This is a genomic window from Pseudomonas tructae, assembly GCF_004214895.1.
In the GTDB taxonomy this organism is placed as follows: domain Bacteria; phylum Pseudomonadota; class Gammaproteobacteria; order Pseudomonadales; family Pseudomonadaceae; genus Aquipseudomonas; species Aquipseudomonas tructae.
This window is the reverse complement of record NZ_CP035952.1, coordinates 783,074-798,549: the sequence shown is the minus strand read 5'-3', so window position 1 is coordinate 798,549 and position 15,476 is coordinate 783,074. Positions and strand designations below refer to the sequence as shown.

15 protein-coding genes are annotated in these 15,476 nt (G+C 61.8%); 5 read left to right on the top strand and 10 right to left on the bottom strand.

Going from position 1 to position 15,476, the window contains the following annotated elements; all coding sequences use genetic code 11:
- The first annotated feature begins 217 nt into the window (after nt 1-217).
- The gene (locus EXN22_RS03705; RefSeq protein ID WP_130262757.1) at nt 218-670 is read left to right on the top strand and encodes a GNAT family N-acetyltransferase; all 453 of its coding nucleotides are present in this window, start codon (nt 218-220) and stop codon (nt 668-670) included.
- 62 nt (nt 671-732) lie between these two features.
- On the opposite strand, the gene EXN22_RS03700 is transcribed toward EXN22_RS03705, so the two are convergent.
- The 9 genes from EXN22_RS03700 to tkt form a co-directional block, all read right to left on the bottom strand.
- Nucleotides 733-1,029 (bottom strand): winged helix-turn-helix domain-containing protein, encoded by a 297-nt coding sequence (locus EXN22_RS03700; protein WP_115089207.1) that lies wholly within the window; start codon nt 1,027-1,029, stop codon nt 733-735.
- Nucleotides 1,030-1,046: 17 nt separating this feature from the next.
- The gene (locus EXN22_RS03695) at nt 1,047-1,547 is read right to left on the bottom strand and encodes a YgjP-like metallopeptidase domain-containing protein (RefSeq protein WP_130262755.1); all 501 of its coding nucleotides are present in this window, start codon (nt 1,545-1,547) and stop codon (nt 1,047-1,049) included.
- Between the two features lie 40 nt (nt 1,548-1,587).
- Nucleotides 1,588-3,708 (bottom strand): putative bifunctional diguanylate cyclase/phosphodiesterase, encoded by a 2,121-nt coding sequence (locus tag EXN22_RS03690; RefSeq protein WP_130262753.1) that lies wholly within the window; start codon nt 3,706-3,708, stop codon nt 1,588-1,590.
- A gap of 214 nt (nt 3,709-3,922) precedes the next feature.
- A complete protein-coding gene (gene fba / locus EXN22_RS03685; protein WP_043863595.1) occupies nt 3,923-4,987 on the bottom strand; it encodes a class II fructose-bisphosphate aldolase in 1,065 nt (354 codons plus the stop codon).
- Between the two features lie 97 nt (nt 4,988-5,084).
- Nucleotides 5,085-5,411 carry an MliC family protein gene (locus tag EXN22_RS03680; protein ID WP_130262751.1) on the bottom strand — a complete coding sequence of 109 codons (327 nt, stop codon included), beginning with the start codon at nt 5,409-5,411 and terminating at the stop codon, nt 5,085-5,087.
- A gap of 51 nt (nt 5,412-5,462) precedes the next feature.
- Nucleotides 5,463-5,681: a hypothetical protein gene (locus tag EXN22_RS03675; RefSeq protein ID WP_130262749.1), complete on the bottom strand. Its 219-nt coding sequence runs from the start codon at nt 5,679-5,681 to the stop codon at nt 5,463-5,465.
- Between the two features lie 32 nt (nt 5,682-5,713).
- Nucleotides 5,714-6,877 carry a phosphoglycerate kinase gene (locus EXN22_RS03670; protein ID WP_130262747.1) on the bottom strand — a complete coding sequence of 388 codons (1,164 nt, stop codon included), beginning with the start codon at nt 6,875-6,877 and terminating at the stop codon, nt 5,714-5,716.
- Nucleotides 6,878-6,889: 12 nt separating this feature from the next.
- Complete coding sequence (epd, locus tag EXN22_RS03665) at nt 6,890-7,957, bottom strand: erythrose-4-phosphate dehydrogenase (RefSeq protein WP_130262745.1); 1,068 nt, start codon at nt 7,955-7,957, stop codon at nt 6,890-6,892.
- 103 nt (nt 7,958-8,060) lie between these two features.
- Complete coding sequence (gene tkt, locus EXN22_RS03660; RefSeq protein WP_130262743.1) at nt 8,061-10,058, bottom strand: transketolase; 1,998 nt, start codon at nt 10,056-10,058, stop codon at nt 8,061-8,063.
- A 259-nt stretch (nt 10,059-10,317) separates the two neighbouring features.
- Between tkt and EXN22_RS03655 the strand changes: the two genes are divergently transcribed.
- From EXN22_RS03655 to EXN22_RS03640, 4 genes are all read left to right on the top strand, one after another.
- The gene (locus tag EXN22_RS03655; RefSeq protein ID WP_130262741.1) at nt 10,318-11,319 is read left to right on the top strand and encodes an ArsR/SmtB family transcription factor; all 1,002 of its coding nucleotides are present in this window, start codon (nt 10,318-10,320) and stop codon (nt 11,317-11,319) included.
- Between the two features lie 12 nt (nt 11,320-11,331).
- The gene (gene metK, locus EXN22_RS03650; RefSeq protein WP_130262739.1) at nt 11,332-12,522 is read left to right on the top strand and encodes a methionine adenosyltransferase; all 1,191 of its coding nucleotides are present in this window, start codon (nt 11,332-11,334) and stop codon (nt 12,520-12,522) included.
- A gap of 185 nt (nt 12,523-12,707) precedes the next feature.
- Nucleotides 12,708-14,393, top strand: coding sequence for an NAD-dependent DNA ligase LigB (ligB, locus tag EXN22_RS03645; protein ID WP_177413992.1), 1,686 nt, complete (start codon nt 12,708-12,710; stop codon nt 14,391-14,393).
- A 59-nt stretch (nt 14,394-14,452) separates the two neighbouring features.
- Nucleotides 14,453-14,848, top strand: a complete 396-nt coding sequence (locus tag EXN22_RS03640; protein WP_130262735.1) for a DUF1090 domain-containing protein — start codon at nt 14,453-14,455, stop codon at nt 14,846-14,848.
- A gap of 59 nt (nt 14,849-14,907) precedes the next feature.
- Here the strand turns inward: EXN22_RS03640 and EXN22_RS03635 are convergent, their stop codons facing one another.
- A complete protein-coding gene (locus EXN22_RS03635) occupies nt 14,908-15,354 on the bottom strand; it encodes a c-type cytochrome (RefSeq protein ID WP_130262733.1) in 447 nt (148 codons plus the stop codon).
- Between the last annotated feature and the right edge of the window lie 122 nt (nt 15,355-15,476).

Here is a 15,476-nt window from a genome sequence, read left to right as displayed (position 1 = left end):
CGAACCCCTGGTTCGCACCGTTGATTTCAACTGCTTGAGAATGTTCAGTGCCTATCAGCCATCGCAGGTTACACAAAGAAGAAGTAATCGGGCAGAGGCAAATGATATCAAATGGCCTCTATTCTGGTCGACTTCGAGCCTGTGTTGACCTGTAGCAATTAGACCCTCGTCTCGCTGTCTGCCATGATCAAGGGTATTAGCCGCTTGAGGGACGCCCATGATCATCGACTGGATTTGCAAACACCACAGTGACCTTGGCAAGGAACAACTCTATGCCATTCTGCGACTGCGCACCGAAGTCTTCGTGGTCGAACAGAAATGCGCCTACCAGGACGTCGATGGCCAGGACCTGGACGGCGATACTTGCCACCTGATGGCGTGGGAGGGTGACAACCTGCTGGCTTACCTGCGCTTGCTCGATCCGCAGTCCCAGGGCGGTGACGTGGTCATTGGCCGGGTGCTGATTGCCGCTGACGCACGCGGTCGCGGGTTGGGGCATGAGCTGATGGAGCAGGGGCTCAAATATGCAGAGGAATTCTGGCCCGAGGTGCCGGTGTACCTTTCAGCTCAGGCGCATTTGCAGGATTACTATGGGCGCCATGGCTTCAAGGTGGCGGGAGAAGAGTACCTGGAAGACGATATTCCGCATATCGGGATGCGGCGGGGCTAAAAGCATCGCGGGGCAAGTCGGCCGCCGCACCGCCGCTCCCACATTGCCCCGCGATGAGGGCCTCAAGGATACCCCAACACCTCTCGCACACTGCGCAAATGCTGGATGATCCACTGCTTGTCGATCGCTCCCCAATCGCGAATCCGGTAGTGGCCAGCATGGTTGCGTGCCCCGGCCTGTTGCTCGAACTCACAGACGATGTCCAGGTCCGCCAGGGCGGCAATGGTGTCCTGGGCGGTGCGCCGCGGCATCCCGGTGGCCTCCATCAGGGCCGGGACCGTACTGGCGGTCTGGCTGTCGATCAGCCAGGCCACATACAGCCGGCGGTAGAAACTGCTCTTGGTCTTGCTCACTTCCATTGGCACATCCTCAGGGCCTACAGGCTGGCGGGCAGCTCACGGTAGGTCAGGTAAACCCGCAGGTCGAATTCCAGTTGATGGTAGCCCGGCTGCATGTATTCGCAGAGCTGGTAGAACGCCTTGTTGTGATCGGACTCTTTGAGGTGCGCCAGTTCGTGCACCACGATCATCTTCAGGAACTGCGGCGCCGCCTCCTTGAACAATGAGGCAATGCGGATTTCCTTCTTGGCCTTGAGCTTGCCGCCCTGTACCCGCGATACCGCCGTGTGCAGGCCGAGCGCGCGATGGGTGAGGTCAAGTCGATTGTCGAACAGCACCTTGTCAAGGTTCGGCGCGTTGCGCAGGTGCTCCTGTTTGAGCGCCTGGGCATAGGTGTAAAGCGCTTTGTCGCTCTGCACCGCATGCTTGTCCGGATAGCGCTGCAGCAGGTAGTCGCCCAGGCGATTGCTGGCAATCAACTGACGCACCTGATCTTGCAGGGCGGGCGGGTAGGCTTGCAGGTACTTGAGCACGGTCATGATCAAAAACGACGGGCGAGAAAACGCCCAGTGTACCCAACTACACCCGCTGCCAGTCAAAAAAGCCCGGAAACACGCCGGCATCACGCGCGGTCATCGGCCGTGCCACCAGAAAGCCCTGCACGTACTCGCAGCCATTGGCCCGCAGCCAGTCTGCCTGCGCAAGGGTTTCGACACCTTCGGCAATCACGCTGATAGCGTATTGCTTGCACAATTCGATAACACAGCACACCAGCGCCGCGTCAGCCTGCGAGTCAGGCAAACGGGCGACCAGATGCCGATCGAGCTTGAGCGTATCGATCGGCAGGTCGCGCAACATACGTAAAGAACAATCGCCGGCACCGAAATCGTCCAGGGCGATACGCACACCCAGTTCGCGCAGCTTGCGCAGTTGCTTCAAGGCCACATCGTTGTTGACCATCAACGAGGTTTCGGCAACCTCGACCTCGAGCTGCGTCGGGTCCAGGCCCTGGCTGGCGATCACCCGCCCAAGCTCCTCGGCAAGGTTTGGCATGGCGAATTGCACCCGGCTAAGGCTGATACCCAGCACCAGGGCCGGGTCGAAGCATTCGCGCCAGTCGCGGCGCTGGGCCACACCTTGGGCATAGATCCAGCTGGCCAGCTGCGAAATCAGCCGCGCCTCCTCCAGCAAGGGCAGGAATAACCCCGGCGGGACATCGCCGACACTTGGGTGCTGCCAGCGCAGCAACGCCTCGAAGCCACGCAGGCGGCCATCGGCGAAGGCCACCTGGGGCTGATAGACCAGGCTGAAGTCCTGGTGCTCAATGGCCCCGCGCACCGAATCCTCGAGCATCAGGCGTGAGCGCGCCCGGCCGTTGAGGTCCTGGTCGTAATAGCGGTATTGCTGGCGCCCGGCCTGCTTGGCCGCGTACATCGCGGCATCGGCCGCGCGCAGCAGGCCGTCGAGGTTGGCGCCACAGTCGGGGTAGGTGGCAATGCCGATACTCACGCCCAAAGTGACGTCCATGCCCTCGACCTGCTGACAGATGGACATCCGCTCGATCACCCGCTCGGCAAAGCGTGCGGCCTGCTCGGGGTACTCCAGGGCATCGAACAGCGCGGTGAACTCATCACCGCCCATCCGCGCAAGGATCGCTTTGGCCCCCAGGCAATCCTTGAGCTGCTCGGCGACCCAGTGCAGCACCCGGTCACCAGCTTCATGACCAAGAAAGTCATTGATGTGCTTGAAGCCATCCAGGTCCAGGTACATCAGGGCCTGGCTCTTGTCGCTACGCTCGTTGCGCACCAACGCGCTTTCGGCCGCCTGATAGAAGCCGCGGCGATTGAGCAGGCCGGTCAAGGGGTCGGTGACGGCCTGAAACTCAAGTTGCTGGTGCAGGCTGCGTACCACCGACATGTCCAGCACGGTGACGACCATGGCTCGCTGACCATCGCTCAGGGGCGAACACGACAGTGCCACCGGCACCGGCTCACCGCTTGCCGTGCGCAGCAGGGCATCGTGAATGCGGAAGATCTGCCGATCCAGGTAGGCCTGATAAAAGGCCGACTCACGCCACAGGGTCATCCCCGGCGCTTGCACGAAGTCCAGCAGACGAGTGCCCTGCAACGCCTCGACGGGCGCCTTGAGCAAGTGTGAAATGGCCGGGTTGGCAAAGGTGATCTGACCATCCTCAGCCACCACCAGAATACCTTCGGCGGCATTGTTGAGCACCGAGGCACTGAATGCCCGTGCGGCTTCCAGGTCACGACTCAGGCGCTGCAACGAGCGACGGTTGCGCTGCTGTTCGAGCAGCGCCTGGACCTTGGGCTTGAGGATCTGCGGGTCGAAGGGCTTGAACAGGTAGTCCACCGCGCCACTGGCATAGCCCTTGAGCACGGCGGCCTGGGACTGCTCGTTGGCGGTCAGGAAGATGATCGGGGTCAGGCGCGTGCGCTGACTGCCGCGCATCAGGCGGGCAACTTCGAAACCGTCCATGCCCGGCATCTGCACATCCAGCAGGACCAGGTCCACTTCATGTTCGAGCAGCGCGCTCAGGGCTTCGGTCCCCGAGCTCGCGGTAAGTACTTGCCAATCCTGGCGAGCCAGCAAGGCCCGCATACTGATCAGGTTTTCCGGGTAGTCATCCACGACCAGCAGCACTGAGCCGCTATCGTGTGACTGAGGTTGCGCGCAATCCATGCTGCTTCTCTTTGGACACCCATGCCGGACGTCGGCTGAAATCTGAGCGTAACTCTAGACCCGGCGGCCAAAAATCTGAAGTCAGCACATTGCCATCGTGGGAGGAATGGCCTGTTAGCCGACTAACGGTCTGTCTGTTCGGGCCATGCCCGCCGCCTCCCTGGCACGCGGGCAAAAAAAAACCCGCATCGCTGCGGGCTTTTTCTGTTCAGGCTCAGTTGACCTTGGCGGCCAGCTCACCCTTGGCGTAACGCTGGAACATCGCTTCCAGGGAGATCGGCTTGATCTTCGAAGCGTTGCCTGCGGTGCCGAAAGCTTCATAACGCGCGATGCACACGTCACGCATGGCCTTGACGGTTTCGCCAAAGAACTTGCGTGGGTCGAACTCGCTCGGGTTGGTAGCCATCAGGCGACGCATGGCACCGGTGGAGGCCAGGCGCAGGTCGGTGTCGATGTTGACCTTGCGTACACCGTACTTGATGCCTTCGACGATTTCTTCAACCGGTACGCCGTAGGTTTCCTTGATGTCGCCGCCGTACTGGTTGATGATCGCCAACCACTCTTGCGGTACCGAGGACGAACCGTGCATCACCAGGTGGGTGTTGGGGATGCGCTTGTGGATTTCCTTGATGCGGTCGATTGCCAGCACGTCACCGGTAGGTGGCTTGGTGAACTTGTAGGCACCGTGGCTGGTACCGATGGCAATCGCCAGGGCATCGACCTGGGTTCTTTTGACGAAGTCGGCAGCTTCTTCCGGGTCGGTCAGCATCTGGCTGTGATCCAGCACGCCTTCGGCGCCGATACCGTCTTCTTCACCGGCCATGCCGGTTTCCAGCGAACCCAGACAGCCCAGTTCGCCTTCAACCGAAACGCCACAGGCATGCGCCATGGCAACGGTTTGCTGGGTAACGCGCACGTTGTAGTCGTAGTCGGTCGGGGTCTTGCCGTCTTCGCCCAGCGAGCCGTCCATCATCACCGAGCTGAAGCCCAGCTGGATCGAGCGCTGGCAAACGTCAGGGCTGGTGCCGTGGTCCTGGTGCATGCACACCGGGATGTGCGGGAACTCTTCGATGGCCGCCAGGATCAGGTGGCGCAGGAACGGCGCGCCAGCGTATTTGCGAGCACCGGCCGAGGCCTGGACAATCACCGGGGAGTCGGTCTTGTCGGCGGCTTCCATGATGGCGCGCATCTGCTCAAGGTTGTTGACGTTGAAAGCTGGAACGCCGTAGCCGAATTCAGCGGCGTGGTCCAGCATCTGGCGCATGCTAATGAGTGCCATTGTGTATCTCTCTCCCGACAAGCGTCGTTTTTCGTGCAAGCCTGCCGCAGCGGCGGTTGCTATTCAAGTAGTGTGGGCCTTCGAGCGGCCCGGCCAGTCACGGCGCCTTGCAGCCCCGCCCTATCAAATCGTTGGTGGCGACCCAGTACACCAGGCCTTCTTCACCCTTGCTGTGGAACGCCAGCACTCCATCGCTGTACAACGCACCCGAGCCACTGGGCTCAGGCTTGAGCCGGTAGACCTGGTCACCGCCACCCAGGCGCACGTCCACGTCCTGCTGGCTGCTATCGGCAAAGCGCCAGAGCACTTCAGCCTGGCTGTCACAGACCCAGCGGGTCCAGTTGTCGGTGGGTGCAGGCGCAGGCTTGAAGCTTGCGCAACCACCAAGCACTGCCAGGGCCATCAAGGCCAGTACCGCTTTCATCCAATATCCTCTAGCAGACCACAAACCGGCCGGTAGGTTGCCGCAAACCGATCAAGGGCAACCCTGGGCACGACGTTGATGTTCGTCGTCGTATTTTTCCAGGCCATCCGGGCCCAGCCTTTTGTTGATCACCGGGGCTGTTTCAGCCTGCCATTGCGACTGATAGCAACCGCCTTTCGGCGCGCCGGGCTTTTGCGCCGCTTGCTCCGGATTGCTGGAGCAAGCGCCGAGCAGCCCGGCCAGGATAATCACAGGCAATTGCTTGACCATCAGGTCGCTCCCTTTGCCAGGCACTGAGTGAATCAGGCCTTGGCCCGCTGTTCCAGTATTTCAACGGCCGGCAGCACTTTACCTTCGACGAACTCGAGGAAGGCACCACCACCGGTAGAAATGTAGGAGATTTGCTCGGCAACGCCATACTTGTCGATGGCCGCCAGGGTATCGCCACCACCGGCGATGGAGAACGCGGCGCTCTGGGCGATGGCCTTGGCCAGCACCTTGGTACCGTTGCCGAACTGGTCGAACTCGAACACGCCGACCGGGCCGTTCCACAGAATGGTCTTCGACGACTTCAGCAGCTCGGCAAAGTTGGCCGCAGTTTGCGGGCCGATGTCGAGGATCATGTCGTCTGCGGCAACGTCAGCCACCAGTTTTACGGTCGCTTCGGCGCTTTCGGCAAATTCCTTGGCAACCACGACGTCCACCGGCAGCGGCACGTTGACCTTGGCGGCGATGGCCTTGGCGGTGTCGATCAGGTCAGGCTCGTACAGCGACTTGCCCACCGGGTGACCGGCCGCCGCCAGGAAGGTGTTGGCGATGCCGCCGCCGACGATCAGCAGGTCGCAGATCTGGCTCAGGCTGTTGAGCACGTCCAGCTTGGTCGAGACCTTGGAGCCGGCAACGATGGCTGCCATCGGCTTGGCCGGGGCTTTCAGGGCCTTGCCCAGGGCGTCCAGCTCGGCAGCCAGCAGCGGGCCAGCAGCGGCCACCTTGGCGAACTTGGCCACGCCGTGGGTCGAACCTTCGGCGCGGTGAGCGGTGCCGAAAGCGTCCATCACGAACACGTCGCACAGTGCGGCGTACTTCTGCGCCAGGTCGTCGGCGTTCTTCTTCTCGCCCTTGTTGAAGCGCACGTTCTCGAACAGGACGATGTCACCGGCCTTGACGTCGACGCCGTCGAGGTAATCGGCGACCAGCGGCACGTCCCGGCCCAGGGCCTTGCCCAGGTACTCAGCGACCGGCTTGAGGCTGTTCTCGGCAGAAAACTCGCCTTCGGTCGGACGGCCCAGGTGCGAGCAGACCATCACGGCCGCGCCCTTTTCCAGGGCCAGCTTGATGGTCGGCAGCGAAGCGAGGATGCGCGCATCGCTGGCAACCACACCGTCCTTCACAGGTACGTTGAGGTCTTCGCGGATCAGTACGCGCTTACCTTGCAGATCGAGGTCGGTCATCTTCAACACGGTCATGAATGCAGTCCTTCAGGGCTGTTTACAAGTGGAGCGGGTTTGATTGACGACGTGCAGAAAGTGATCGGCAACGTCGAGCATACGGTTGGCAAAACCCCATTCGTTATCGAACCAGGCCAGCAGGTTGACCAGCCGGGGGCCGGAAACGCGGGTCTGGCTGGCATCGACAATCGCCGAATGCGGGTCATGGTTGAAATCACAACTGGCGTGCGGCAGTTCAGTGTAGGCCAGCAGCCCCTGCAGCGGTCCGCTCAGGGCGGCTTCGCGCAGCACCCGGTTGACCTCGGCCGCGGTGGTGTCGCGGGCGGTTTGCAAGGTGATGTCCAGGCACGACACGTTGACGGTCGGCACGCGTACGGCTTTGGCCTGAATTCGTCCGGCAAGTTCCGGCAGCAGCCGCTCGATGCCGCGGGCCAGGCCCGTGGACACCGGGATCACCGACTGGAACGCCGAACGGGTCCGGCGCAGGTCTTCGTGGTGGTAGGCGTCGATCACCGGCTGGTCGTTCATCGCCGAGTGAATAGTGGTAATCGACACGTACTCCAGGCCAAAGGCCTGGTCCAGCACCCGCAACAGCGGCACGCCGCAGTTGGTGGTGCAGGAAGCGTTGGAGACCAGCTTCTCGCTGCCGTCCAGGCAATCCTGGTTAATGCCATAAACGATGGTGGCGTCGACATCCGCCTCGCTGGCCATGGGCTGGGAGAACAGCACCCGTGGCGCACCAGCGTCGAGAAAGCGCTGGGCATCGGCGCGGGTGTTGTAGGCACCGGAACACTCCAGCACCAGGTCGACGCCAAGCGCCGCCCAGTCGACCCCTTCGGGGGTGGCACTGCGCAAGACTTTCACGCAGTCGCCATTGATATGCAGACAATCGCCGTCGACCTTCACCTCACCGGGGAAACGCCCGTGGGTGGAGTCGAAGCGTGTCAGGTATTCGATGCTGGCCTGATCGGCCAGGTCGTTCAGTGCAACGATCTCAAAGCCCGCCTTCGCCCCCCGTTCAAAGAGTGCGCGCAAAACGCAACGACCAATACGGCCGTAGCCGTTGAGTGCAACTTTGTAAGGACGCGATTGGGGCATGGGATGCTCACGGAACAGAAGCGTTATCTGCAATCGCGGGGCAAGCCCGCTCCTACAGAACTGTAGGAGCGGGCTTGCCCCGCGATGAATCCAGCACGATCGATCAGTCTTCTAGCAGCTCTTCAGCAGTACCCAGGATGTTTTCCAGGGTGAAACCGAACTCTTCGAACAGGGCCGACGCAGGTGCCGACTCGCCGTAGGTGGTCATGCCGATGACGCGGCCTTCGAGGCCGACGTACTTGTACCAGAAGTCGGCATGGGCCGCTTCGATGGCAATACGCGCACCGACTTCCAGCGGCAGCACCGACTGCTTGTACGAAGCGTCCTGGGCATCGAACACACTGGTGCACGGCATCGAAACGACGCGGGCCTTGCGGCCTTGCTCGGTCAGTTTGTCGTATGCCTGAACGGCCAGGCCCACTTCGGAACCGGTAGCGATGAGGATCAGCTCAGGCTCGCCTGCGCAGTCTTTCAACACGTAGCCGCCACGGCTGATGTCAGCGATCTGACCGGCGTCACGGGTTTGGTGCTGCAGGTTCTGACGCGAGAAGATCAGCGCCGAAGGGCCGTCTTTACGCTCCAGGGCGAACTTCCAGGAAACCGCCGACTCGACGGCATCGGCTGGGCGCCAGGTGTCCAAGTTCGGCGTGCTGCGCAGGCAGGTCAGTTGCTCGATCGGCTGGTGGGTCGGGCCGTCTTCGCCCAGACCGATGGAGTCGTGGGTGTAGACGTGAATGACGCGCTGTTTCATCAGCGCCGACATGCGTACTGCGTTACGCGCATATTCCATGAACATCAGGAAGGTTGCGCCGTAAGGCACCAGGCCGCCGTGCAGGGCAACGCCGTTCATGATCGCGGTCATGCCGAACTCGCGCACGCCGTAGTACATGTAGTTGCCGCTGGCGTCTTCGGCGCTGACGCCCTTGCAACCTTTCCACAGGGTCAGGTTGGAACCGGCCAGGTCAGCCGAACCGCCGAACAGTTCCGGCAACAGCGGGCCGAAGGCATTCAGGGTGTTCTGGCTGGCTTTACGGCTGGCGATGGTTTCACCTTTGGCCGCGACTTCAGCGATGTATTCGTCGGCACAACGGGCGAAGTCCAACGGCAGGTCGCCGTTCATGCGTGCACCAAACTCGATGGCCAACTCGGGGAACTCAGCGGCGTAGGCATCGAAACGCTGCTCCCACTCGGCCTCAACGGCCTTGCCAGCTTCCTTTGCGTCCCACTCGGCGTAGATGTCAGCCGGGATTTCGAACGGGCCGTGGTTCCACTTCAACGCTTCGCGGGTCAGGGCGATTTCCGCGTCACCCAATGGAGCGCCGTGGCAGTCTTCCTTGCCACCTTTGTTCGGCGAGCCGAAACCGATGGTGGTCTTGCAGCAGATCAGCGTCGGCTGCGCGCTCTTGCGAGCGGTGTCGATGGCAGTCTTGATCTCTTCCGGATCGTGGCCGTCGACATTGCGGATCACCTGCCAGTTGTAGGCTTCAAAACGCTTAGGGGTGTCATCGGTGAACCAGCCTTCGACTTCGCCGTCGATGGAGATGCCGTTGTCATCATAGAAGGCAATCAGTTTGCCCAGGCCCAGGGTACCGGCCAGGGAAGCGACTTCGTGGGAAATGCCTTCCATCATGCAACCATCACCCAGGAACACATAGGTGTGGTGGTCGACGATGTTGTGGTCCTTGCGGTTGAACTGACTCGCCAGGACTTTTTCCGCCAAGGCGAAACCAACGGCATTGGCCAGGCCCTGACCCAACGGGCCAGTGGTGGTCTCGACGCCCGGGGTATAACCGAACTCCGGGTGACCCGGGGTACGGCTGTGCAGCTGACGGAAGCTCTTCAGATCGTCGATCGACAGATCGTAGCCGGTCAGGTGCAACAGCGAGTAGATCAGCATCGAGCCGTGGCCGTTGGACAGCACGAAGCGGTCACGGTCAGCGAAGTTCGGGTTGGTCGGGTTGTGCTTCAGGTAGTCACGCCAAAGAACCTCGGCGATATCCGCCATGCCCATAGGGGCACCGGGGTGGCCGCTGTTGGCCTTTTGCACGGCATCCATGCTGAGGGCACGAATGGCGTTGGCACGCTCACGACGGCTGGGCATCGCTTATCTCCTGGGTGTTGAATTAGTTACGAAACGAAAAAAGGCGGCCATTTTCGCCCAGGCACGTGCCCGGGGGCAATGACGGATGGTCGATGCAGCATGATTTTCCTGTGATTGAGAGAAGAATCAGGCGTAAAGCCGGGCAAACAGCCGGATCGGTTGCGCAGCCTGCGACGAATTGCCCCGCCCATCGCGCAATATCAAAACTTTTTGATATTGCCCTTGCGACCTTTTCGCTGCCTGACTAGACTGCCGCTCCATGAACCTGCCCGTACCGTCGATCCGTCAAGAGCAAAGCGATGCGCTGGCCGCCCTGTGCAAGGCCGGCGGCGATCCGTTGCGCCTGAACGTATTGCGCGCATTGGCCAGCGATTCGTTCGGGGTACTGGAGCTGGCGCAGATCTTCGCCATCGGCCAGTCGGGCATGAGCCATCACCTCAAGGTGCTGGCCCAGGCTGGCCTGGTGGCGACCCGCCGCGAAGGCAATGCGATCTTCTACCGCCGCGCCCTGCCCGATGGCCTCAGCCTCGGCGGCAAGCTGCATGCCGCACTGCTCGACGAGGTCGACAGCTTGAGCCTGGCCGATGAAGTGCAGGCGCGTATCGCCCAGGTGCAACAGCGGCGCGCGGCCACCAGCCAGGACTTTTTCCTGCGTGTCGAAGAAAAATTCCGCGCCCAGCAGGACCTGATCGCCGGCTTGCCGCAGTACCGCGAAAGCCTGCTCGCGCTGCTCGACAAACTCAGCTTCGAAGCCAACGCCGACGCCCTTGAAGTGGGCCCCGGCGATGGTGAGTTTCTTCCCGAGCTGGCCCGGCGTTTTACCCGGGTCACGGCTCTGGACAACAGTCCGACCATGCTCGACCTGGCCCGCCAGGTCTGCGAGCGCGAAGGTCTGGCTAATGTGAACCTGCAGTTGGCCGATGCACTCAGTGCAACGGATGTGGAAGCCGACTGCGTAGTGCTGAACATGGTCCTGCACCATTTCAGCGCCCCGGCCGAAGCCCTGCGGCAGCTGGCCAACCGTGTGAAACCAGGCGGCAGCCTGTTGGTAACAGAGTTGTGCAGCCACGACCAGAACTGGGCCAGAGAGGCCTGTGGCGATATCTGGCTGGGCTTTGAGCAGGACGACCTGGCCCGTTGGGCCAGCGCTGCGGGACTGGCTCCCGGGGACAGCCTCTATGTGGGCTTACGTAATGGTTTCCAGATTCAGGTCCGCCATTTTCAGCGACCGGCTGGCGACACCACCATCGGTAAATTTTAGGAACCCGTCGAGATGAGCGAATACTCCCTTTTCACCTCCGAGTCCGTGTCTGAAGGGCATCCGGACAAAATCGCCGACCAGATTTCGGACGCCGTGCTGGACGCCATCATTACCCAGGACAAGTTCGCCCGCGTGGCCTGCGAAACCCTGGTGAAAACCGGTGTAGCGATCATCGCTGGCGAAGTCACCACCTCGGCCTGGGTCGACCTGGAAGACATCGTCCGTAAAGTCATCGTCGATATCGGCTACAACAGCTCCGACGTTGGCTTCGACGGCGCGACCTGCGCGGTCATGAACATCATCGGCAAACAGTCGGTAGACATCGCCCAGGGCGTTGACCGCAGCAAGCCTGAAGACCAGGGTGCGGGCGATCAGGGCCTGATGTTCGGCTACGCCAGCAACGAAACCGACGTGCTGATGCCAGCACCGATCTGCTTCTCGCACCGCCTGGTCGAGCGTCAGGCCGAAGCCCGCAAGTCCGGCTTGCTGCCGTGGCTGCGCCCGGATGCCAAATCGCAGGTTACCTGCCGTTACGAAGGCGGCAAGGTGGTCGGTATCGACGCCGTGGTGCTGTCGACCCAGCACAACCCTGAAGTGTCGCAAAAAGACCTGCAGGAAGCGGTGATGGAGCTGATCGTCAAGCACACCCTGCCGGCCGAACTGCTGCACAAGGGCACCCAGTTCCACATCAACCCGACCGGCCAGTTCATCATCGGTGGCCCGGTGGGCGACTGCGGCCTGACCGGCCGCAAGATCATCGTCGACAGCTACGGCGGCATGGCCCGTCATGGTGGTGGCGCGTTCTCCGGCAAGGATCCATCCAAGGTTGACCGCTCCGCTGCCTACGCTGGTCGTTATGTCGCCAAGAACATCGTCGCCGCCGGCCTGGCCGAGCGTTGCGAGATCCAGGTTTCCTACGCGATCGGTGTCGCTCAACCGACGTCGATCTCGCTGAACACCTTCGGCACCGGCAAGATCTCCGACGACAAGATCGTCCAGCTGGTGCGCGAGTGCTTCGACCTGCGCCCGTACGCAATCACCACCATGCTCGACCTGCTGCACCCGATGTACCAGGAAACCGCTGCCTATGGTCACTTCGGCCGTACCCCACAGCAGAAGACTGTCGGCGACGACACCTTCACCACCTTCACCTGGGAACGCACCGACCGCGCCGACGCCCTGCGCGCCGCTGCCGGCCTGTAAGGGCTGAGCCACAAGCTTCAAGTTACAAGCTGCAAGTAAAAGCCCTGGCCGGGTAACTGGCCGGGGCTTTTCATTTGGCCCGCGCTCGGGGGCGAAGCACTCACCTCGACACATGACCTGACAGTTACAAACCCTCAAGGCGAACAATTTTTCCTAGGCTGGGTGTTCCACCCCTCCGAGCAAGGATGCTCGTCATGCTGCACAAGTTCCTGTTGTCCCTTCTGCTCTTGTTTTGGCTGCTTCCGGCACAAGCGCAAACCTGCCCTGACTGGGCGCCGATCCAGGCCCGGGCCGAAATCCACCAGCTTCAGCAAACCCTCGCCCACTGGGACGACCACTATCATCGCCAGGGCGTATCACTGATTGCCGACGAACTCTACGACCAGAGCCGTGCGCGCCTGAGCCACCTGCAAACCTGCTTCCCCGCGCTGGCAAAACCACAGGGCAATCCGCTGAAAACCGCTGCGGGCCCGTTGCGCCACCCGATCCCCCATACCGGCCTTGGCAAGCTCGCCGACGAAGCGGCCGTCAAAGCCTGGTTGCACGGCAAGCACGACCTGTGGGTTCAGCCCAAGGTCGACGGCGTGGCCGCCACGCTGGTCTATCGCGGCGGCAAGCTGGTGCAGTTGATCAGCCGCGGCGACGGCGTCCACGGCCACGACTGGAGCCGGCACATTCCTTCTCTGGGCGCGCTCGACCAGCAACTGCCCGAGCCCCTCGACCTGGTTCTCCAGGGTGAACTGTTCTGGCGCCTGGAGGGTCACGTGCAGGCCAACGCCGGCAGCCTCAACGCCCGCGGCAATGTCGCCGGCCTGCTGGCACGTAAAAACATCAGCGCCGAACAGGGCGCGGTGGTCGACCTGTTTGTCTGGGCCTGGCCACTGGGGCCGGCCGATCAGCGTGAGCGGCTCAAAGGCTTGAGCGCATTGGGCTTTGCATACAGCGAGTACTACAGTGAACCCCTGGCCAGCTTTGCCGATGCTGCCAAGTGGCGTGACCACTGGTACCGCAGCCCACTCCCCTTCGCCAGCGACGGTGTGGTGCTACGCCAGGGCAAGCGCCCGGATGGCACACGCTGGCGAGCTCGCGATCCTTACTGGATAACGGCCTGGAAGTACCCCTTTGCCCAGGCCCTGGCGCAAGTCCGTGGCGTACAGTTCAACATCGGTCGCACCGGACGCATCACCCCGGTGCTGCAGGTAAAGCCGGTGCAACTGGATGATCGCCAGGTCCGTCAGGTCAGCCTTGGCTCCTTCCAGCGCTGGCAGCAACTGGACATCCGTCCCGGCGACCAGGTGGCGATCAGCCTGGCCGGGCTGACCATCCCGCACCTGGATGGGGTGGTACACCGCAGCGTTCAACGTCTGGACATCACGGTCCCGGACCCCAGCCACTACCACCCGCTCAGTTGCTGGCAGCCAACTGATGGCTGCCGCAGCCAGTTCATCGCTCGCCTCAACTGGCTCAGCGGCAAGCAGGGCCTGAACATGCCGCGCCTGGGCCAGGGCACCTGGGAAAAGCTGATCGACAGTGGCCATGTTCGCGACCTGGGCGACTGGCTTGCCCTACAGGATGCAGACTTGCGCTCAGTGCCCGGGCTGGGTGAGCGCAGCCGTGCGCAGGTGCTGTACGCCTTCGATCAGGCTCGCCAGCAGTCCTTCGCACGCTGGCTCAGCGCCCTGGGTGCTCCAGGTGCGCCCCTGGCAGTACAGGGCACCTGGGCTGACCTGCTCCAACGCGATGCCGAACAGTGGCTCGCCGAACCCGGCATCGGCCGCGGGCGTAGCGCTCAATTGCTGGCATTTTTCCACTCGCCAGAGGTGCAGAAAGTGGCTGAACAATTGCGCAGACACACAATAGAGGGTTTCTAATTTGTTCGGTTCAGGGCAGCATCATGGATTCTGCCAAGCCCGCGACAACGGAGCCCCTAATGAAACTGCTTTCCCCGCTTGCCCTGATCACTGCCTGCTCACTTCTGGCCACGCCCTTGCTGGCCGCTGAACAGCAGCCTGGCCTGACCGGTTGCGCAGCCAAGAAGCAAGCCATCAGCGAACAGATCGAACAGGCTCGGGCCCATGGCAACAGCGACCAGCTAGCCGGCCTGGAAAAGGCCCTGAGCGAAGTGAACGAGCACTGCACCGATACCAGCCTGCGCAAAGAGCGCGAACAGAAAGTCCTCGACGCCCGCCACGAAGTGAACCAGCGCACCAAGGACCTGGACAAAGCCATGAAAAAAGGCGATGCCGAGAAGATCAACAAGCGCAAGGACAAGCTGGCCGAGGCCAAGAAGGAGTTACAAGAAGCCGTGGATGAGCTGGAGAAGTAATCGATAGGAGCGGCGGCTGGACTGGCCTCATCGCGGGTCAAGCCCGCACCTACAGTGAATCAGTGATTACGAAACTCGGTATGACAGGCCTTGCACGCCGCCTCGACCTTGTCCATCGGTGCAGCCAGGTCCGCAGCCTTGAGTGGCTGGCCACGGGTTACCGCCACCAGCTCGGCGGTACTGGCTTCCATCTGCCGGGCCAGGTCCTGAAAGCGCGCCTGCTTCTCCCAGACATCGGCTCGAGCGCTGGTATCATCCTCCTCACGAACCTGCGCAAAGTGCTTCCACGGTTCTCGAGACAGGTTATCGAGTTTGACTGCACCGTCGGCGAACCTCTGTCCATCGAAGGCCAGGCGCCCGCGCAGCATGCCACCCAGGTCTTCGCTGGTCTTGAGCATTTGCTTGAAGATTGTCTTGCGCTGGCCCAGTGGCGAGTTGGGGTCAACCCCGCCACAGGCACTCAGGGTCAAACACGCCAGCAGTACAACAGAAAGTCGCTTGAGCATCTTGATCACTTCGGCTCAGGGAAAAAGGCGGCCAGTATCCTCGCCTCACCGGCAAAGACCAATACCCTTATTAAAACTACGGTTAGCGAATCAGGCTGCAAGCCCCGTCAACCGTCGAGGAA